This is a genomic window from Clostridium sp. (genome assembly GCF_051656525.1).
Lineage (GTDB): Bacteria > Bacillota > Clostridia > Clostridiales > Clostridiaceae > Clostridium.
Window position 1 is genome coordinate 1 of sequence record NZ_JBOGCC010000316.1, and the last position, 21,155, is coordinate 21,155.

General features: G+C 29.2%; 22 protein-coding genes. 21 read left to right on the top strand and 1 reads right to left on the bottom strand.

All coding sequences use genetic code 11. From position 1 onward, the window contains the following. The 16 genes from rpmF to ACRDDY_RS15925 form a co-directional block, all read left to right on the top strand. A partial coding sequence (rpmF, locus tag ACRDDY_RS15850) for a 50S ribosomal protein L32 (RefSeq protein WP_438565928.1) occupies positions 1-102 on the top strand: 102 nt, incomplete at its 5' end. A gap of 80 nt (positions 103-182) precedes the next feature. Continuing rightward, positions 183-1,184, top strand: a complete 1,002-nt coding sequence (gene plsX, locus ACRDDY_RS15855; protein WP_438565909.1) for a phosphate acyltransferase PlsX — start codon at positions 183-185, stop codon at positions 1,182-1,184. A 79-nt stretch (positions 1,185-1,263) separates the two neighbouring features. After that, a complete protein-coding gene (acpP, locus tag ACRDDY_RS15860; protein WP_438565910.1) occupies positions 1,264-1,494 on the top strand; it encodes an acyl carrier protein in 231 nt (76 codons plus the stop codon). Between the two features lie 112 nt (positions 1,495-1,606). Next, on the top strand, positions 1,607-2,305 hold the full coding sequence (gene rnc, locus ACRDDY_RS15865) for a ribonuclease III (RefSeq protein WP_438565911.1): 699 nt from the start codon (positions 1,607-1,609) through the stop codon (positions 2,303-2,305). Beyond that, positions 2,298-3,305 carry an elongator complex protein 3 gene (locus tag ACRDDY_RS15870; RefSeq protein WP_438565912.1) on the top strand — a complete coding sequence of 336 codons (1,008 nt, stop codon included), beginning with the start codon at positions 2,298-2,300 and terminating at the stop codon, positions 3,303-3,305. Before rnc ends, ACRDDY_RS15870 begins: the two co-directional genes overlap by 8 nt. 185 nt (positions 3,306-3,490) lie before the next feature. Next, on the top strand, positions 3,491-7,051 hold the full coding sequence (gene smc, locus ACRDDY_RS15875; RefSeq protein WP_438565913.1) for a chromosome segregation protein SMC: 3,561 nt from the start codon (positions 3,491-3,493) through the stop codon (positions 7,049-7,051). A 3-nt stretch (positions 7,052-7,054) separates the two neighbouring features. Continuing rightward, complete coding sequence (ftsY, locus tag ACRDDY_RS15880; RefSeq protein WP_438565914.1) at positions 7,055-7,972, top strand: signal recognition particle-docking protein FtsY; 918 nt, start codon at positions 7,055-7,057, stop codon at positions 7,970-7,972. An 82-nt stretch (positions 7,973-8,054) separates the two neighbouring features. After that, positions 8,055-8,384, top strand: a complete 330-nt coding sequence (locus ACRDDY_RS15885; protein ID WP_438565915.1) for a putative DNA-binding protein — start codon at positions 8,055-8,057, stop codon at positions 8,382-8,384. Positions 8,385-8,401: 17 nt separating this feature from the next. Beyond that, positions 8,402-9,757 carry a signal recognition particle protein gene (gene ffh, locus ACRDDY_RS15890; RefSeq protein WP_438565916.1) on the top strand — a complete coding sequence of 452 codons (1,356 nt, stop codon included), beginning with the start codon at positions 8,402-8,404 and terminating at the stop codon, positions 9,755-9,757. Between the two features lie 42 nt (positions 9,758-9,799). After that, positions 9,800-10,045, top strand: coding sequence for a 30S ribosomal protein S16 (gene rpsP / locus ACRDDY_RS15895; RefSeq protein ID WP_438565917.1), 246 nt, complete (start codon positions 9,800-9,802; stop codon positions 10,043-10,045). A 42-nt stretch (positions 10,046-10,087) separates the two neighbouring features. Next, positions 10,088-10,315 (top strand): KH domain-containing protein, encoded by a 228-nt coding sequence (locus ACRDDY_RS15900; RefSeq protein WP_438543129.1) that lies wholly within the window; start codon positions 10,088-10,090, stop codon positions 10,313-10,315. A 104-nt stretch (positions 10,316-10,419) separates the two neighbouring features. Beyond that, entirely contained in the window at positions 10,420-10,917 is a 498-nt protein-coding gene (gene rimM / locus ACRDDY_RS15905) for a ribosome maturation factor RimM (RefSeq protein WP_438565918.1), read from the top strand. Then, a complete protein-coding gene (trmD, locus tag ACRDDY_RS15910) occupies positions 10,907-11,629 on the top strand; it encodes a tRNA (guanosine(37)-N1)-methyltransferase TrmD (RefSeq protein WP_438565919.1) in 723 nt (240 codons plus the stop codon). Before rimM ends, trmD begins: the two co-directional genes overlap by 11 nt. A gap of 102 nt (positions 11,630-11,731) precedes the next feature. After that, positions 11,732-12,082, top strand: coding sequence for a 50S ribosomal protein L19 (gene rplS, locus ACRDDY_RS15915; RefSeq protein WP_438543132.1), 351 nt, complete (start codon positions 11,732-11,734; stop codon positions 12,080-12,082). A 77-nt stretch (positions 12,083-12,159) separates the two neighbouring features. Continuing rightward, positions 12,160-13,002 (top strand): ribosome biogenesis GTPase YlqF, encoded by an 843-nt coding sequence (gene ylqF / locus ACRDDY_RS15920; RefSeq protein ID WP_438565920.1) that lies wholly within the window; start codon positions 12,160-12,162, stop codon positions 13,000-13,002. 20 nt (positions 13,003-13,022) lie between these two features. Continuing rightward, complete coding sequence (locus ACRDDY_RS15925; RefSeq protein WP_438565921.1) at positions 13,023-13,823, top strand: ribonuclease HII; 801 nt, start codon at positions 13,023-13,025, stop codon at positions 13,821-13,823. A gap of 56 nt (positions 13,824-13,879) precedes the next feature. On the opposite strand, the gene ACRDDY_RS15930 is transcribed toward ACRDDY_RS15925, so the two are convergent. Beyond that, positions 13,880-14,248 carry a YraN family protein gene (locus tag ACRDDY_RS15930; protein WP_438565922.1) on the bottom strand — a complete coding sequence of 123 codons (369 nt, stop codon included), beginning with the start codon at positions 14,246-14,248 and terminating at the stop codon, positions 13,880-13,882. 122 nt (positions 14,249-14,370) lie between these two features. Here ACRDDY_RS15930 and ACRDDY_RS15935 point away from each other — a divergent pair, with 122 nt between their 5' ends. From ACRDDY_RS15935 to rpsB, 5 genes are all read left to right on the top strand, one after another. Continuing rightward, positions 14,371-15,891 (top strand): YifB family Mg chelatase-like AAA ATPase, encoded by a 1,521-nt coding sequence (locus ACRDDY_RS15935; RefSeq protein ID WP_438565923.1) that lies wholly within the window; start codon positions 14,371-14,373, stop codon positions 15,889-15,891. Positions 15,892-15,905: 14 nt separating this feature from the next. Then, a complete protein-coding gene (gene dprA / locus ACRDDY_RS15940) occupies positions 15,906-16,937 on the top strand; it encodes a DNA-processing protein DprA (RefSeq protein WP_438565924.1) in 1,032 nt (343 codons plus the stop codon). Positions 16,938-16,979: 42 nt separating this feature from the next. Then, complete coding sequence (gene topA, locus ACRDDY_RS15945; RefSeq protein WP_438565925.1) at positions 16,980-19,064, top strand: type I DNA topoisomerase; 2,085 nt, start codon at positions 16,980-16,982, stop codon at positions 19,062-19,064. Between the two features lie 220 nt (positions 19,065-19,284). Next, positions 19,285-20,061: a GTP-sensing pleiotropic transcriptional regulator CodY gene (codY, locus tag ACRDDY_RS15950; RefSeq protein WP_438565926.1), complete on the top strand. Its 777-nt coding sequence runs from the start codon at positions 19,285-19,287 to the stop codon at positions 20,059-20,061. Between the two features lie 239 nt (positions 20,062-20,300). Beyond that, a complete protein-coding gene (rpsB, locus tag ACRDDY_RS15955; RefSeq protein WP_438565927.1) occupies positions 20,301-21,002 on the top strand; it encodes a 30S ribosomal protein S2 in 702 nt (233 codons plus the stop codon). Positions 21,003-21,155: the final 153 nt, after the last annotated feature.

A 21,155-nucleotide genomic window follows, 5' to 3' on the forward strand; every position in this document is an offset into this window, starting at 1 on the left:
ATAGTTGAATGTCCACAATGTCATGAAATGAAACTTGCTCACAGAGTTTGCAAGAACTGTGGATTCTATAAAGGTAAAGAAGTAGTAGCTTCAGCAGAATAAAAGAAAGTCTTTTGACTTTCTTTTCTTTATATCTAGATAAATATGAATAAAAAGTTAACAAGTATAAGTGAGGTGTAAATATGAAGATAGCAATAGATGGAATGGGTGGAGATAATGCACCGGGTGCTGTTATTGATGGAATAGCAGAAGCTATTAAAATATATAATGATATAGAGGTATATGTAACAGGCCCACAAGAACAGATAAATGAAGAAATAAAGAAGAGAAACTTAAATATAGATAAAATAAAGGTAATAGATGCAACTGAAGTTATAGGAACAAATGAACATCCTGTTATGGCTGTGAGAAGAAAAAAAGATTCAAGTATAGTAAAAGCATTAAATCTTGTTAAATCAGGAGAGTGTGATGCTGTAATATCAGCAGGAAGTACAGGAGCATTTCTAGCAGGGTGTACATTAATAGTTGGAAGAATAAAAGGAGTTGAAAGGCCAGCACTAGCACCTATCATGCCGGGGAGAAATGGTAACTTTATGGTTATAGACTCTGGGGCTAATGTAGATTGTAAACCAGAATATTTAGTACAGTTCGCAAACATGGGATCTATTTATTATGGAAGTGTATTTAATAAAGAAAATCCTACGGTGGGACTTGTGAATATTGGATCAGAGGAAGAAAAAGGTGATGAACTAACAAAAGCAACGCATCAATTATTAAAAAATGAAAAACATATAAATTTTATAGGGAATGTAGAACCAAGAGAAATTCCTAAAGGTGAAGTAGAAGTTTTAGTTTGTGATGGATTTGTTGGAAATACAGTATTAAAATTATATGAAGGAGCGGCAATTAATCTTTTAGGAATAATAAAAGATCAGATAATGGATGCAGCATTTATGCCTAAGGTCGGAGCGATGCTTTTAAAACCAGTATTTAATAAATTAAAAGTAAAATTTGATTATAAAGAAGTTGGTGGAGCTCCATTTGTAGGGGTGAACGGAATATGTATAAAAGCTCATGGGAGTTCAGATGGAAAAGCATTTAAAAATGCAATTAAGCAAACGAGAGTTTTCCATAAATCAAATGTTATTGAAAAAATAAAAGAAGAAATTAATGAAAATAAGTAACTTTTATTATCTATGATATTGACTAGTATTTTAATATATACTATTATCTAATTGTATAGAGATTAGGAGGTGAAGAGAGATGTTTGAAAAAATTAGAGATTTAATAGCTGAAAAATTAAGTGTTGATGCAGACGAGATAACTTTAGAATCATCATTCATTGATGATTTGAATGCAGACTCTTTAGATATAGTTGAACTTATAATGGCTTTAGAAGACGAGCTAGATATGGAAATACCTGATGAGGATGTTGAAGGATTCAAAACAGTTGGTGACGTAGTTAATTACGTAAAAAGCCACGTAGAAGAGTAAAGAAATCCCGCATTAAAAGCGGGATTTTAATTGACTAAAATTAAAATAGTTTATTCTTGAATTTGACCTTTTAAGAGGAAATTGAAGAATAAACTTAGAGGAGTAGGGGAAGATGAACAAATTAAAATTAAAAGAAATGGAAGCCGTATTAGGTGTTACATTTGCTAATCTAAGTTATTTGCGAATAGCCTTAACACATAGTTCGTTTGCAAATCAATACAAAGATTCAGAGTATAATGAAAGATTAGAGTTTTTAGGAGATTCAGTATTACAATTAAGTGTGACTGAATATCTATATAAGAATTATAAAGAGAAAAGTGAAGGAGAACTCACTAAAATTAGAAGCTTAATCGTTTGCGAAAATTCCTTATATGAAGTTGCTAGAAGTGTAAATATAGGAGCTTATATAAGAATGAGTAGAGGAGAAGAGCTTACTGGTGGGAGAAGTCGTGTATCTATACAAGCAGATGCGATAGAAGCTGTTATAGCAGCAATATATCTAGATAAGGGATTTGAGTATGCAAGAGAATTTATATTAACTAAATTCCATGATATAATTGATAAAGCTATAAACAATAAAATAATATTAGATTTTAAAACGAAACTTCAAGAGTTCTTACAACAGAATGGAGAAGTAAACATAACATATGAGCTAGTTAAGTTTGAAGGGCCACCACACAGAAGGAAATTTTATACAAGAGTCTTAATTAACGACGAAGTTAAGGGTGAAGGTGATGGATACTCAAAGAAAGAAGCAGAGCAGAAGTCTGCTAAACAAGCTCTAGTTAATTTGGAGGTAATAAATGAGTAAAAACCATTATATAATACCTATTTTTGTTCCTTTTGAAGGATGTCCACATCAATGTGTATTTTGTAATCAAGATAGAATCACAGGTGTTAAAGATAGAGTAGATGGTGAAAAAGTACGTAATATAATAAAAGAGTATTACGATACTATAGAGAACAAAGATGCAATGATAGAGGTTTCTTTTTTTGGAGGAACTTTTACTGCAATAAATGAAAAAAAACAAAGAGAACTTTTAAGTGTAGCTAAAGAGTTTAAAGATTTAGGAATAGTTAAAAAAATAAGAATGTCAACTAGACCAGATGCAATAAGTGATTATATCTTATCTTATTTATTAGATTATAAAGTAGATATAATAGAACTTGGAGTTCAGTCTTTAGATGATAACGTATTAAAAAATGCAGGAAGAGGTCATACAGTATTTGAGGTTTATGCAGCGTCAAAGCTTATAAAAAAATATGGTATAACTTTAGGGCATCAATTAATGCCAGGGCTTCCAGGAAGCAATAGAGATTTAGATATAATGTCAGCTGAAAAGTCATTACAAATGAAGCCAGATTTAGTTAGAATATATCCGTCTCTTGTAATAAAAGATACACCAATGGAAAAGATGTACCTAAGAGGGGAATATGTTCCGTATACATTAGAAGAAGCAGTAGATGTTTCGAAGGAAATATATAAAATATTTGAAAAAGAGAATATTAATATAATAAGAGTTGGTCTTCAGCCAACAGAAACGATAAATGTCGGTGGAGATGTTGTTAGTGGACCATTCCATCCAGCTTTTAGAGAACTTGTGGAAAGTTCTATTATGAATGAGAATATAAGGAGAGCTTTAGCAGAAAAGAAAAAAGGTGAGATTAAAATAAATTCTAGAGATTTAAGTAAGCTTTATGCAAATAAGAAGAATTATTTTAATAAACTTTTAGAAGATGGCTATAAGCTTAAAGTTACAATAGATGATGAAATAGAGCGTGGATGCTTTAGAGTAATAGATGAAAAATAGGATAAATTAAATGCAAAACGAGAGGGAATAACTCTCGTTTTGTTAAATAATATAGTTAAAATACGAGGTGAAATTTATGAAAGAAAGAACAAGAAAAAAAATGATAGTAGTATTAGCAATATTTTTAGTAATTATATTTCTTATGACGTTAATACCGTTATTTGCATAGATAGGAGTTGGAGTTAGTGTTTTTAAAATCTTTAGAGATAAGAGGATTTAAATCTTTTGCAGATAAAACAGAATTAAAGTTTAAAAAAGGAGTAACATCAGTTGTAGGACCAAATGGAAGTGGGAAAAGTAATATTTCAGATGCTGTAAGGTGGGTTTTAGGAGAGCAAAGTGCTAAAACTTTAAGAGGTGGCAAGATGGAAGATGTTATTTTTGCAGGAACTCAATATAGAAAGCCAGTAGGTCTTGCAAAGGTTTCGTTAACTCTTAGTAATGAAGATGGAGAACTAAGTACTGACTATAATGAAGTTACTATATCAAGAAGAATATTTAGATCAGGTGAAACAGAATATTTAATAAATAATAGCAAGGCTAGACTAAAAGATATTACTAATCTTTTTATGGATACAGGAATAGGAAAAGAAGGATATTCTTTAATTGGTCAAGGGAAAATAGAGGCAATTCTTAGTGGTAGACCAGAAGAGAGAAGAGCCCTATTAGAGGAAGCAGCAGGAATAGTTAAGTATAAGTATAGGAAGAATGAGGCTGAAAAGAAGCTTAATAATACAGAAGATAACTTAGTACGTATAAGAGATATACTAGGGACTATAGAGGAAAGAATAGAGCCTTTAAGAGTAGAGAAAGAGAAAGCATTGAGGTTTAGAGATCTTTCTAAAGAACTTAAGGGGAAAGAAGTATCATTAATTGTTCATAGTATAAAAGATATTGATATAGAACTTAAAAAAGTAAATGATGAGTTAAGAGAAAAAGAAGAGAAAATAGTTCAGAAAAGAAAAAGATTAGAAGAAAAAATAAAGGGATTAAGAGAACTTGAAGAAAGATTAGAAGAATTAGAAAGAAATACTACAGATAAAAAGTTTAGATATTTTAAAAAGAAAGAAGACATAACTAAATTTAAAAGTAATATTCAAATACTTAAAGAAAGAATTGAAAATTTTAAAAATGAAATAGAAAAAAATAAATTAGAAGAATATAGTTTGAATGAAAAAATAAAAGATTTTAAAAAGCAAAAAGAAAATTTAGAAAAAATAATTTTTAAAAGTAATTCTTTAATAAGAGAAAAAGAAGAGGAAATTTTAAGCCTTGAAAATGAAAGTAGAAGATATAGTGTTGAAATAAATAAGTTAGAAGAAGAACTTAAAGAGATAAAGAGAGAAGAAATAAAGTTATTAGAACAGAATTCTAATATTACTAATAATTTAGAAAGACTTAAAGAGAGATATATAGGGAAAAAAACAGAGAAAGAAAGACTAATAAAAGACTTAGAAGAAAATAATAACTATTTTAATATAAATAAAGCATCCATAAATAGTTTGAATATAAAAATAAAAACTTTAGATGAAGATTTCAAAAAATTAAATGTGGAATTATTAGAGAAAAAATCAATAATACAAAAGTTAAACGGAATTATAACTAAAAAAGAAATTGATGCTAAAGGAAAGAGCATAAATGTAAGTAAATTAAATGCAAATGTGGCATTGCTTAAAGATTTAGAAAATCAATATGAAGGATATAATAGATCAGTTAAAAATTTAATGGAAAGAATTGAGAGTGAGAGAATAAAAGAAGGAAAAGTTAGGGTGCTTGGAGAAATATTAAAAATTGAACCTGAGTACGAATTAGCTATAGAAACAACTCTTGGAAGTGCAATATCTAATCTTATAACTGAAACTGAAAAGAATGCTAAGAATATAATAAATTATTTAAAGAAAGAGAAGCTTGGAAGAGTTACATTATTACCTTTAGATATAATAAGAGGGAATAAGCTTACGTTAAATAAAAATGTTCAAATGATTGAAGGATTTATAGGAATAGCATCAGATATTATTTCTTTTGATAAAAAATATTTAAATATAGTTAATTATTCATTAGGAAGAACTATAATTGCAAAAGATATGGATAGTGCATTTAAAATAGCGAGGGAAACAGGATATAAGACTAGAGTAGTAACCTTAGATGGGGAAGTCTTAAATGCAGGTGGTGCATTAACAGGTGGAAGCATAAAAGGAAAGGTTAGAAATATTCTAGGAAGAAAAAGAGAGATTGAAGAATTAGAAGAAAATATTAAGAAATCAACTTTAGAGTTAGATAATTTAAATAAGGAAATAGATAAGGCTAAAGAAGAGAGAAAAGAGATAGATGATGAAATATTAGATATTACAGATAAATTGCATAATATAAAGGTTCAAATGGCAACATCTAAAAATGAGTACACTAATATTTTAGATACAAAAAATAGATTAGAGAAAAATATAAAAGAAAATGAAATTAAGATAAAAAAATTAAATAATGAAATAAAAGAGTTATCTAAAGATAAAAAGGAAAAGGAAGATAGTCTTATAGAAGCTTCTAAGTATACTACAGGAAATAAAGAAAAGGAAGCAGCTATTTATTTAAATCTATCTCAAAACAAAGAAAAGCTTGAAAATTTAAAATCTAACTTAGTAGAGCTTAAAATAAATAAGGCAACTTTAGATGAGACACATAATAATAATATTCGTGAAATTGAAAGAAATGAACGAGAATATATTGAAAACAAAGATAAGATAGAAATAATAAATGAGAATAGAGAAACAGCAAGTGTAGATATTGAAAAATTCAAAGAAGAAATTAGAGTAAGTGAAAATAATATTTTTGAGAATGAAGAGGAAATAATCTTATATGAATCTGAGTTTAAAGAAGATGAAGTGAAAAAAGCAATTTTAAAAGAAGAATTTAGAAAGATAGACACTATAATCTTAGAGGTTAGAGAGATAATAACTAAAGATGAAGGAGAGCTTAATAAAGTTCAAATTCAAAAAGCAAAGAAAGATATGGAAAAGGAAAGTTTATATAAAAAACTTAATGAAGAAATTGAGCTAACTTTTGCAGAGGCTGTAGAGATTTCAGAGCCAATTGAAAATGTTGAAGGCTTTAGGGATACTGTACAAGGATTAAAGAGGAAAATATCAGCACTTGGAATGGTAAACTTAGCAGCAATTGAAGAGTATGAGGAAGTAAAAGAAAAATTTGAATTTATGTCAACTCAAAGAGATGACTTAGAAAAGTCAAAAGAAGAGCTTATGAAAGTTATTGAAGAGATGACAGAAGAAATGAGAGGATTGTTTAAAGAGAATTTTAAAATACTTAATAGGAACTTTAATGAGACTTTTAAAGAATTATTTAAAGGTGGAAGTGCAGAACTTATATTAGGTGAAGGAGATGAATTAACATCTGTCGTTGAAATTAATGTAGAGCCACCAGGAAAAAAACTTCAAAATATAAATTTAATGTCTGGAGGAGAAAAAGTATTATCTGCAATAGCACTTCTTTTTGGTATACTAAAAATGAAACCTACTCCATTTTGTATACTTGATGAAATTGAAGCAGCTTTAGATGATGCTAATGTAACTAGATATGCAGAGTTTTTAAGAAAGTTTTCTGAAAAAATTCAATTTATAGTAATAACTCATAGAAAAGGAACAATGGAAGTAAGTGATGTTATGTATGGAGTTACTATGGAGGAAAAAGGTATTTCAAAAGTAGTTTCAGTTGATATGGAAAATAAGGAGGAATAATAAATGTTTGGAAAATTATTTGATAAATTAAAAACAGGACTTACAAAAACTAGAGATGGTCTTACAGATAAGATTAATGAAGCTTTAAATCTAGCCGTAGCAATTGATGAGGATTTATATGAAGAATTAGAAGAGGTGTTAATAACTTCTGATATTGGAATGGATACAACAGTTGAGATAATAGAGAGACTTAGAAAGAAAATAAGGGAAGAAAAAATAAATGATCCTCAAATGGTAAAACCTGCATTAAAAGAAGTTATAAAGGAAATGATGCTTGAGGGAACAGAAGAAAAAGAGGATGAAGGAAAAAAGGAAAAAGAAGTAATGCTAGTAATAGGTGTAAATGGAGTTGGAAAAACAACATCTATAGGAAAACTTGCAGCTAAGAATAAAGCAGAAGGAAAAAAAGTTTTACTTGCAGCAGCAGATACATTTAGAGCAGCAGCTATAGATCAACTTGAAGTATGGAGCAAGAGAGCTAACGTTGATATAATAAAGCAAGGAGAAGGTTCAGATCCTGCTGCAGTAGTCTTTGATGCAGTAACAGCTGCAAAGGCTAGAAATACAGATATATTAATATGTGATACTGCAGGAAGACTTCATAATAAGAAAAATTTAATGAACGAACTTGAAAAAATTAATAGAATTATAGATAGAGAGTATAGTGAAGCTAAAAAAGAAACTCTTTTAGTTTTAGATGGAACAACTGGACAAAATGCAATAATACAAGCGAAACAGTTTATGGAAGCATGTCCTATAGATGGGATAATATTAACTAAATTAGATGGAACAGCAAAAGGTGGAGTTGTTATTTCTATTAAACAAATATTAAATATACCAGTTAGATATATTGGTGTAGGAGAAGGGGTAGATGACCTTCAAGAGTTTGATGCAGAAAGTTTTGCGGAAGCATTATTTTAAAAAAAATAAGGGTGTTAAGTAAAAATACTTGACACCCTTAGAAATATTATATATAATCTCTTTTGTGGGTAAGGTGATTATTATGACAGATAGGTTTGAAGTTTCAATGTTAATGGATTATTATTTACCATTACTAACAGAGAAACAAAGAAATATTATGGAGATGTACTATAATGAAGATTTTTCCTTAGCAGAGATTGCAGAGATAAATGAAACAAGTAGGCAAGCAATCCATGATTTAATTAAAAGATGTTCAAAACAGCTTTTAACCTATGAAAGTAAATTAAACTTACTTCAAAAGAGTTTAAATCGTGAAGAAAAAATTATAAAACTTTTAGATGATTTAAGAAAAAAATATTCTATAAATGATGTAGAATATGATATGCTTAAAGAAGAACTAGAAGATTTATAAAATTTAGGAGGTTTAATATGGCTTTTGAAGGATTATCAGAAAAGCTTCAAAATACCTTTAAGAAACTTAGAGGAAAAGGAAAGCTTAATGAAAAAGATATAAAAGAAGCAATGAGAGAAGTAAAGCTTGCATTATTAGAAGCAGATGTTAACTTTAAGGTTGTAAAAAGCTTTGTTAAAAATGTAAGTACTAAATGTGCTGGAGGAGATGTTTTAGATAGTTTAACTCCAGGACAACAAGTAATAAAAATAGTTAATGAAGAGCTTACTGAATTAATGGGTGGAGAAGAAAGTAAATTAGACTTTACAAGATCTAATCCAACGGTTATAATGTTAGTCGGGCTTCAAGGAGCAGGTAAAACTACAATGTGTGGAAAACTTGCACTTAGCTTAAGAAAGAATAACAAGAAACCACTTTTAGTAGCTTGTGACATATATAGACCGGCTGCAATAAAACAATTAGAAGTGGTTGGTAAAGGAATTGATGTTCCAGTATTCCAAATGGGAGATAAAGTAAAAGCTGTTGATATAGCTAAAGCAGGTATAAAGCATGCTAAAGAAAATGGAAACAACGTAGTAATAATAGATACTGCAGGAAGACTTCACATTGATGAAGTTTTAATGGATGAACTTTCAGATGTAAAAGAAGTAGCTAATCCATCAGAAATATTATTAACTGTAGACTCTATGACAGGGCAAGATGCAGTTAACGTTGCTGAAACTTTTAATGAGAAGCTTGATATAACTGGTGTTATTTTAACTAAACTTGATGGTGATACAAGAGGTGGAGCAGCTCTTTCAATTAGATCAATTACAGGTAAGCCAATAAAGTTTATCGGTGTTGGTGAAAAGATGAATGATTTTGAAGTATTCCATCCAGATAGAATGGCTTCAAGAATTCTAGGAATGGGAGATGTTCTTTCATTAATAGAAAAAGCAGAAGAAGCTATTGATCAAAAGGAAGCTACTGATTTATCAAAAAAAATGATGGGTCAAGGATTAGATTTTGAAGATTACTTAAATGTAATGGATCAAATGAAAAAATTAGGACCATTAAATAAACTTATAGAAATGATGCCAGGAGTTAATGCAAAAGAACTTCAAGGAGTGAATTTAGATGATGGACAAAAACAAATGGATAGAGTTAAGTCTATTATTTACTCAATGACTTTAAAAGAAAGAAGAAATCCACAACTTATAATTGGATCATCTTCAAGAAAGAAAAGAATTGCATTAGGTGCTGGGACTACAATCCAAGAAGTTAATAAACTTATTAAAGGTTATGAAATGATGAAGAAGAATATGAAACAAATGAAGTCATTAACTAAATCGCCTAAAAAGGGATTATTTGGTAAATTACCTTTCATGAGTTAAAAATATATATAATAAAATTTTTTAAAGGAGGTGAAATTAAACATGGCAGTTAAAATAAGATTAAAAAGAATGGGTGCTCATAAAGCTCCTTTCTATAGAGTTGTTGTTGCTGATTCAAGAAGCCCAAGAGATGGAAAATTCATCGAAGAAATCGGATTCTACAATCCAGTTGCTCAACCAAAGGAAATAAAAATCAATGAAGAAAAAGCTACTAAATGGCTACAAAATGGTGCTCAACCAACAGACGTAGTTAAGAAGCTTTTCGTTAAAGCAGGAATTAGCAAATAATATTTGGAGGTGAAAACTGCAAGTTACATATTGCAGCACTATATGAGAGAATTAGTTGAAATGATAGCTAAGTCATTAGTGGATAGACCCGAAGAAGTTAGAGTTAATGAAATTGCAGGTGAACAATCTGTTATTCTTGAATTGAAGGTAGCACCAGAAGATATGGGGAAAGTTATTGGAAAACAAGGAAGAATAGCAAAAGCTATTAGAACAGTTGTAAAAGCTGTAGCAATTAAAGAAGACAAACGAGTAGTAGTTGAAATTATATAAAAGAGTTAGGTCTTGACCTAGCTCTTTTTTTATGATAAAAATATAAAATGAAAAGTTAAAGAAATTTAAATTATATATAGATTGATGGAAAGAGGTGCTAATGAATGGAAGAAACATTTAATGTAGGGAAAATAGTAAATACACATGGACTTAAAGGGGAAGTTAAGGTTATAGCTAAGACAAAAGATGTAGATAACTTTAAGAGATATGGGTATGTATTAATAAATGATTCAGAAGTTAAAATTGAGGGCGTGAAATTTCAGAAGGATAGAGTTATTCTAAAACTAGAAGGAATAAACTCAATTGAAGATGCTGAGACGTATAAAGGAATAGAAATGTATGTTCTAAGAGAGAATGAACCAGACTTAGATGAAGATGAGTTTTATGTAAGAGACTTAATAGGAATGCATGTATTTGATACTGAAGGAAAAGATCTAGGTGCCATATATGATATTATAGAAACTAAGAATAATGATGTATATTGGATTAGAAAGCCAAAAGAACTTTTAATACCAGCATTACTTAATATAGTATTAGATATCGATTTAGATGAAGAGAAGATAACTATTAAACCTGTTAGAGAGTGGCAAGATGAAAATTAGTATTTTAACTTTATTTCCTGAGATGTTTAACATATTTAATCATAGTATTATAGGAAGAGCTAAGGAAAGGGGATTAATAAGTATTGATTCAGTAAATATAAGAGATTATACAGAAAGCAGGCATAAGAAGGTTGATGATTATCCTTATGGTGGTGGTGCAGGTATGGTTATGGCAGTACAGCCTATAGTAGATTCTATAAAAAATTTAAAGAGAAATAATAATGGGAAAGTTATATTTTTAGGACCAAGAGGAAAAACATTTAATCATAAAATGGCAATGGAGCTTGCAAAAGAAGAAGAATTAATTTTTTTATGTGGGCATTATGAAGGGATAGATGAAAGAGCTTATGAATATGTAGACTTAGAAATATCTTTAGGAGATTTTATTTTGACAGGTGGAGAAATGGCGGCTATACCTATTATTGATTCCATTTTAAGATTGAGAACTGGAGTGCTTGGAAAAGATGAAAGTTTTATGGATGAGTCCTTTTCAGATGGAGCTTTAGAATATCCACAGTATACAAGACCTGAAATTTTTGAAGGTAAAAAGGTGCCAGATGTTTTATTATCAGGACATCATGAGAATATACGTAAGTGGAGAAGGGTAAAATCTTTAGAAATTACTAGGGAGAGAAGACCAGATTTATATGAAAAAATTGAACTAACAAAAGAAGATAAAAAACTGTTAAAAAATAATTGTTTGCAAAGATAATAAAGATATGTTAAAATGAACTTTGTGTTAGTACCGGCGGTCCTCTTCTAGATTTTAAGCTCTGGAATGAACGTCAAAATTTATTACTAGGAGGAATGCACAATGAACGAAATATTAAGAGCAATCGAGCAAGAACAAATCAGAACTGATTTACCAAGCTTCAACGTAGGAGATAACGTAAAAGTTCACCAAAAAATTAAAGAAGGTAACAGAGAAAGAATCCAAGTATTCGAAGGTACTGTTATTAAAAAACAAAACGGTGGTTTAAGAGAGACTTTCACAGTTAGAAGATTAGCTTTCGGAACTGGTGTTGAAAAGACTTTCCCAATGAATGCTCCAATGATCGAGAAAATCGAGATCACTAGAAGAGGTAGAGTAAGAAGAGCTAAACTTTACTACTTAAGAGACAGAGTTGGTAAAGCTGCTAAAGTTAGAGAGTTAATAACAAGATAATTAACTATAGAGAGAAAGGGCTTATATAAGTCCTTTTTTTTTACTATAATACTATAAATTTAAAGGGAGTGATTTAAATGGCAATTAACTGGTTTCCAGGTCATATGAAAAAAACTCAAAGAGAAATAAAAGACAATTTAAAGGTAGTAGATGCTGTAATTGAAATAAGAGATGCTAGAATAGCAAGAAGTTCTGCAAATCCTGATATTGATAAACTAGTTGAAAATAAACCAAGGCTTATTCTTTTGAATAAGAGTGATTTAGCTCAAAAAGAAGTAACAAGAGCATGGATGAAAGATTTAAAAAGAGATAATGTTATGGCAATTGAAGTAAACTGTTTAAAAGGAATAGGAACTAATAAAATAAAGCCAGCTTTAGAAGAATTATTAAAAGAAAAAATAGAAAGAATGAAAAGAAAAGGGCTAAAAAGCCTTACTATTAGAGTTATGGTTGTAGGAATACCTAATGTAGGTAAATCTACATTCATAAATAAACTTGCAAGAAATAATATTGCTAAAACTGGTGATAGACCAGGGGTAACTAAAAATAAGCAATGGATAAAAACATCTATTGGAGTTGAACTTTTAGATACACCAGGAGTATTATGGCCAAAGTTTGAGGATGATGAGACAGCATTAAACTTAGCATTCACAGGAGCAATAAAAGATGAGATTATGGATACAGAGGATCTTTCTTATAGACTAATAGAAAGAATGAGTATACATTATGGAGATCTTTTAAAAGAAAGATTTAAAATAGATGAAGTATATGATGATCCATTAGAAACTTTAAATGCTATAGGAAGAAAAAGAGGATGTATAGTTAAAGGCGGAGAAATAGACTATACAAGACTTGCAGTAATGATATTAGATGAGTTTAGAGGCGGGAAAATGGGTAATATATCTCTAGAAAGACCTTAAATTGAAGGTGGCGATTTAATATGGAAAAATTATTAGAAAATTTAGAAAAGAAAAGCTATAAAGTAATAAAGGAAGAGTTTGAAAGTTTAAATTTAAATGATGAAGAGTTACTAATAGTTAGAGATGCTTTTTTAAATGATAGTAGAAAAAATATTATAGCCCTTGGAATGAAAATAGAAAAAAATTTAAAGGCTATTGAAAATGAAAAAATAAGAGTGAAAGCAATGTATGATTTTGACAGAGCTTTTTCTAAAAATGGACTTTTAGCAGGCGTAGATGAAGTTGGTAGAGGTCCTTTAGCAGGACCAATAGTTTCAGCTTGTGTTGTTTTAGATTTAAATATTTTAGATGATGAAATGATTCTTTATTTAAATGATTCTAAAAAGTTAAATGAAAAGAAAAGAGAAGAACTTTCTAAAATAATAAAAGAGAAGGCAATTTCTTATAAAATTGTGGAGAAAAGCAATAAAGAAATTGATGATTTAGGAATTGCTTATTGTAATAATCAAATCTTTTTAGAAGGAATTGAAGGTTTAACTGTAAAACCAGATATTGTACTATCAGATGGATATTTAGTGAAAAATGTGCAGATAGAAAATAAGTCTGTAATTAAAGGTGATGCTAAGAGTGCAACAATAGCAGCTGCATCAATAATAGCAAAAGTGTATAGAGATGATTTAATGAAAAAGTATAGTGAAAAGTATCCAGGGTATGGATTTGAAAGTAATGTTGGATATGGTGCAAGCAAGCATATTGAAGCAATAAAAGAAATGGGGCCAACGGATATACACAGAATGAGTTTTTTAAGAAATATACTATAAAAATAAGTCTAGATTAGGAATTTTTATTTCCTAACTAGACTTATTTTTTTATCTGATTATAGGCGAAAAGCGTCTTCTAATAAATTTAATTTGATATTATCATTTTCAAAATTTAAATAAACTTCTAAAATGTCGAATCTTAGAAAAAAATCAGAAAAGTTATTTTGTGTAATAAAATATTTTGAAAGCAAAATTATATTTTTTCTTTTTCTAAAATTTACAGATTCCATAGGTAAACCAAATTTATTTGAGTATCTAGTTTTAACCTCTATAAATGAGATTATATTATCTTTTATACAAATAAAATCAATCTCTCCAAAGCGATTTCTAAAATTTTCTTTTAAAATTTTAAAGCCACTAGAGATTAAAAAGTTCTTAGCTAAATCTTCACCATAATCACCTATAATTTTATTTAGTTTTTTCAAAGAAGCACCTCCTTTAATTAAATTATTGACAAAAAAATATAAAATAAAAAAGAATTGTTTAAAATTAAAAGAAAAGTTAATAATGATTAATAAAATAAGATTTATTCAGAAGGAGTGAGAAAATGGCAATAAACTTAAAGAGTGCAACAAATTTAGGGATAGAAAGTATATTAATTGATGTTGAAGTTCAAATAATGCCTGGGTTACCAATTTTCACAATAGTAGGATTAGCAGATACATCAGTAAAGGAATCAAAAGAAAGGGTTAGAGCATCTATAATAAATGCTGGATTTAAATTTCCTCTAGGACGAATAATAGTAAATCTTTCTCCTGCTGATATAAAGAAAATTGGAGGCCTTTTAGATTTGCCTATAGCAATTGCAATTTTAGTAGAAAGTAAACAAATTGGAGTAGAAAATGTTGATGATTTTCTTTTATTTGGAGAGTTGTCTTTAAGTGGAGATTTAAAGAGTGTGAAAGGTGGAATTCCAATAATTTTAGAAGGTATAGACAAGAATATAGGGTCATATATATGTCCTGCTGAAAATATTGATGAGATAAATAAAATACAAAGAGGAAATATATATCCTTTGGAAAATCTTAAGGAAGTGGTAAAGTTTTTAGAAAATAGAGATTTAGCACCATTAAAATTTGAGAAAGAGAAAAAAATTATAGAAAATGTAGAGGATATAGATACTATAATTGGGCAAAGTCTTTCTAAAAGAGCTTTAAGCATAGCAGCAACAGGAAAACATAATATAATATTATTTGGTACACCCGGATCAGGAAAAACAATGCTTGCAAAAGCTTTTAGAAGTATAATACCAGAGCTAACAGAAGAAGAGAAGCTTGAGGTATTTAAAATTTATTCAGCTAATGGAATGATGGAAAATATAAAGAGCGTAAGCATTCCATTTAGATCACCACATCATACGATAACAAAGATTGGGCTTATAGGTGGGGGAAGAGATGGAAAAGCTGGAGAGATTACACTTGCGCATAATGGAATTTTATTTTTAGATGAGATTTTAGAGTTTAAAAAGGAACTTTTAGAAGGGCTTAGACTTCCTTTAGAAGAAGGAAAAATTAAAATAGATAGGTTGAATTTTAAAGGGATACTTCCATCAAGCTTTATTTTAGTTGGGGCCTTGAATTTATGCCCTTGTGGAAAATTTAGTTTAGACTGGAATAATGAAAAAAAGTGTACTTGTACAGAACGAGAGATAAGAAATTATCAAAATAGACTATCAAAACCGCTAAGGGATAGAATAGATATTTTTAATTATGTTCCAAGAATTGAGTTTTCTAGATTAAATGAAGGATACAAAAAAGAAAAGAAAGAATTGATGAAAAAAATAAAGATTGGAAGAGAAAATCAAAAGAGAAGGTATAAAGAATGTGAGTATAATTACAACTCAGAATTAGTTGGAAAGGATATTTTTAAATATTGTATTTTAACGAAAGAAAGTAAGAAATTTTTGAAAACTTTTTTCGAAAAAAGTGATTCATCAATAAGAAGTTATGGAAAGATGTTAAAGCTTGGAAGAACAATAGCTGACATGGAAAATTCAGAAAAAATTGAGATAGAATTTTTAATAGAAGCTTTAAATTTTAGAAAAGATATAAATGGAGAATTTATATAAAAAGGGGTAGACAGATGGAATTTTATGTACTATGGTTAATATCATTAGAGGTTAAAAATAGCCTTAAAATAAAATTAATAGAAAATTATGGAGATGAAAAAAGTGTTTTCGATAATTTCTATGAGATAAAAAAAGAGTATAAAGATGTTCAAAATGTAGCAGAAGAAAAAATTAAAGAACTTAAAAAAATTCTTTTAGAAGAAAATATATCATATACAACGTATAGAGATAAAATATATCCAGAACTTTTAAAAGATATAAAAAATCCACCATATGTGCTTTTTTATAAAGGAGATATTAGCTTAGTAAGAACAGAATGTATGGCTATAATTGGAGGAAGAAAGCATAGTCCTTATGCAGAGAGAGCTACTAGATTTATATCTAGAGAGGCAGTTTTTCAAGGTTATACTATTGTAAGTGGTGGAGCTAGAGGGATAGACTCAATAGCCCATAAAGAAACACTTGGGAATAAGGGTAAAACCATAGCTGTTTTAGGATCGGGAATAAATGTAATATATCCAAGAGAAAATAAAAAATTATTTGAAGAAATAATTAAAAGTGGACTATTAATATCAGAATTTTTACCTAATACAGAGCCTTATGCGAGAAATTTTCCAAGAAGAAATAGAATAATAAGTGGATTATCTAAAAAGCTTGTAGTAACAGAAGCTAGTAAGAGCAGTGGATCATTGATAACTGTAAATTTTGCATTAGAGCAAAGTAGAGAAGTAGGTGCTATCCCATCACCAATATTTTCAGAGTATGGAGAAGGAAGTAATCTTCTTATATCTGATGGTGCAACACCGATAATATCAAGAGAAACTTTACATGTTTTTTTAGGCTTAGATAAAATAAAAATAAAAAGTGTGAATTCTTTAATACAAAATGAAATTTTGAATATAATAAGAGATGAACCTATACATATTGATCAAATATTTGAAAAATCACAGGTTGACAGAAATACTTTGTATAGGTTATTATTTGAAATGCAAATTAAAAATGAAGTAGTAAGTTTACCTGGTAATTATTATGCTAGGATAATATAGATTTGAGGGGGTGAATAACTCCAATAGAAGTGGAGTTTATTTATGGGCCAAAAATTAGTAATAGTTGAGTCACCAGCGAAAGCTAAGACTATCGAAAAATATTTAGGAAAAAATTATGTGGTTGAAGCATCGATGGGACACGTTAGAGATCTACCTAAAAGTAAATTAGGTGTAGATATAGAAAATAATTATGAGCCACAGTATATAACTATAAGAGGAAAAGGGGACCTTTTAAAATCCCTTAGAAAGCTTGCAAAAAAAGCTGATAAAATATATCTTGCAACAGACCCTGATAGAGAAGGGGAAGCTATATCATGGCATTTAGCAAACCTTTTGAAAATAGATGAAAAAGATAAATGTAGAATTGTATTTAATGAAATAACAAAAACGGCAGTAAAAAATTCTTTAAAAAATGCAAGAACTATAAATCAAGGTTTAGTAGATGCACAACAAGCAAGAAGAATATTAGATAGATTAGTAGGATATGAAATAAGTCCAATTCTTTGGAGAAATGTAAGATGGGGACTTAGTGCAGGAAGGGTTCAATCAGCAGCACTTAATCTTATTTGTAAGCGTGAAGAGGAGATAAAAGCCTTTAATCCAGTAGAATATTGGACAGTTGATTGTGAGCTTAAAAAAGAAAGAAAAAAATTTAAAATAAATTTATCAAAGTATAAGAATGAAAAACTTGAAATGATAGAAGAAAATAATGCAAAAGAGATTTTAGAGAACTTAAAACAAGGTGAATTTAAAATTGAAAAAATTAAAAAAGGAAAAAAAGAAAGAAAACCTTTAGCACCTTTTACAACAAGTACTCTTCAACAAGATGCAAATAAAAAGTTGAACTATATGACTAAAAAGACGATGTCAGTTGCACAAGTCCTATATGAAGGAGTAGAAGTAAAAGGATATGGAACAGTAGGTTTAATTACTTATATGAGAACAGACTCTGTAAGAATTTCAGATGATGCAAAAAGTCAAGCAAAAGAATTCATAATAGAATCATTTGGTGAAAATTATCTACCAAAAGAAGATAGAGTTTATAAGGGAAAGAAAAATATACAAGATGCTCATGAAGCAATTAGACCAACACATGTTGAGATAACGCCAGATATGGCTAAGAAAAGTTTAACACCAGAACAATATAAACTATATACATTAATTTGGAATAGATATGTTGCATCTCAGATGGAGTCATGTAGATTAAATACAAACTCTATAACAATAAAAAATGGTGATTATACATTTAAAGCAAGTGGTTCTATAATAGAGTTTGATGGATTTATGAAAGTGTATGATATAGCTAGTGATGAAGAGAATACAAGACTTCCTGAACTTTCAGAGGGAGAAATTTTAAAACCAGCATCTCTTGATATTAGTCAACATTTTACTATGCCACCAGCTAGATATAATGAAGCATCTTTCGTAAAACTATTAGAAGAAAAAGGAATAGGGCGCCCAAGTACTTATGTACCTACTATTTCAACTTTATTAGGTAGAGAATACGTAGTAAGAGAAAAGAAAAACTTAATACCAACAGAACTTGGGTTTATTGTAAATAATATAATTGAAGATTATTTCCATCAAATTGCAGATGTAGAATTTACAGCTGGTATGGAAAGAAAGTTAGATGTTATTGAAGAAGGTAAAACTGAGTGGAGGACTGTTGTAGGAGATTTCTTTAGTCCATTAAAAGAAGAAATAGATAGAGCAGAGAAGGAACTTTCTAAAGTTGTAATTGAAGATGAAGTTAGTGATGTTCAATGCGATAAATGTGGAAGAATGATGGTTATTAAAAGAGGTAGATATGGTAAATTCTTAGCATGTCCAGGATATCCAGATTGTAAGAATGCAAAACCTATAGTTGAAGAAATAGAAGCACCATGTCCTAAATGTGGTGGAAAAGTTTATGCTAAGAGAAGTAAAAAAGGAAATAAGTTCTTTGGTTGTGCGAATTATCCAGAATGTGATTTTGTAAGTTGGAGTGAGCCGGTTGAAAAGAAATGTCCTGAGTGTGGATCATTTATGATGAAAAAATATTCTAAGAAAACAGGTGAATATTTATTATGTTCTAATGATCAATGCAAGCATAAGGAAGAGGTAAAAGAAGAGAAAAAAGAAAATTAAAAGTAAATAAAGCTTAATTTTTAGATAAGACCTTAAATTTCAAAAAAATAATAAACTTGAAATTTAAGGTTTTTTATATGAAGAGATAAATTCTTTAAAATAAGGTTTGTTGAAATTAGATAGTTACTATGGTATACTGAAAAGCAGAATTAGTGAAAGAAAATTGATTATTGTGAATATTCTAACAATTAGAAAAAGCAAAATTCAAGGAGGCGTATTGATGACATCATTACTTGATAAAACAAGGAAATTGAATAAAATTTTACAAAAGACAGGAACAGAGCCGGTTGTATTTAAGGATATATGCAAATTATTAAGTGATGTGCTAGAATGCAACGTATACATAGCGAGTAAAAGAGGAAAAGTTATAGGATATAGTTTTTCAGAAAAATTTGAGTGTGACATAATGAAAAAGAAAGTAACAGATGAAAGAAGATTTCCAAGTGATTATAATGAGAAGCTTCTTAATGTAAATGAAACGCTTGCAAACTTAGTTAATAAAGGAGAATGTGTTTTTGAAGGTGAAAAAGAATGTACTTTAAAAGATAAACTTTCAACTATAGTGCCTATTATAGGAAATAGAGAAAGACTTGGTACTCTTCTTTTAGCTAGATTTGGAACAAAATTTACAGATGAAGATTTAGTATTATGTGAATATAGCGCAACAATAGTTGGAATGGAAATGCTTAGAGCAAAGCAAGAAGAATTTGCTGAAGAAACTAGAAAAAAAGCAGTAGTTCAGTTAGCAATAGGAACTCTTTCTTATTCAGAACTTGAAGCAGTAGAACATATATTTAATGAGCTTGATGGAAATGAAGGACTTTTAGTTGCATCAAAAATTGCTGATAAAGTAGGAATTACAAGAAGTGTTATTGTAAATGCTTTAAGAAAGTTTGAAAGTGCAGGAGTAATTGAATCAAGATCATTAGGAATGAAGGGAACTCACATAAGAGTTTTAAATGATAAACTGTTAGATGAGCTTAAAAAAATAAAATAAAATGAAGGATAGCTGTATATAGCTATCTTTTTTTGAAAGTTTTTAGCATGAAAGATAAAAAAATGAAAGTTCTAAGAAAAAAATAAATAAAAGTAATTTTCTTATTGCTAGTAATAAAACCTTATGTTATACTAACTAAGGTAATAAAATACACACATTATCTAATTTGTAGTACGGTCCTTTAAATAGGTTTCTACAAGAAAAAGAAGATAATGGAGGAAAAACCAGGAGGTAACAAAATGTCAGTTATATCAATGAAACAATTATTAGAAGCAGGTGTACACTTTGGACACCAAACTAGAAGATGGAACCCTAAGATGGCTCCTTACATCTTCACTGAAAGAAACGGAATCTATATCATAGATTTACAAAAAACAGTTAAAAAAGCTGAAGAAGCTTATAACTTCTTAAGAGAGGTTTCTGAATCAGGAAAAGATATACTTTTTGTTGGAACTAAGAAACAAGCTCAAGAAGCTATTCAAGAAGAAGCAATAAGATCAAATATGCACTTCGTAAATAATAGATGGTTAGGTGGAATGTTAACAAACTTCAAAACTATCAGAACAAGAATTAATAGATTAGAAGATTTAGAAAAAATGCAAGAAGATGGAACTTTTGATGTTCTTCCTAAGAAAGAAGTTATAAAACTTAAAGGGGAAATGGAAAAGTTAGTTAAAAACTTAGGTGGTATTAAAAACTTAGATTCAACTAACATTGGAGCTATGTTCGTAGTAGACCCAAGAAAAGAAAAGAATGCTATTTCTGAAGCTAAAATCTTAGGAATACCAGTTGTAGCTATCGTAGATACAAACTGTGATCCTGAAGAAGTAGATTACGTAATTCCAGGAAATGATGATGCTATAAGAGCTGTTAAATTAATAGCTGCTAAAATGGCAGATGCCATCATTGAAGGAAGACAAGGTGAGCAAATAGAAGAATAGTCTTTAAACATAAAAGGTAGGTGAATTTATTCATTTACCTTTTATCCTAAAAAGACATAATGCTTATATATTTAAGGAGGAAATTGAATAATGATTACAGCAAAGTTAGTTAAAGAATTAAGAGAAAAAACTGGTGCAGGGATGATGGACTGT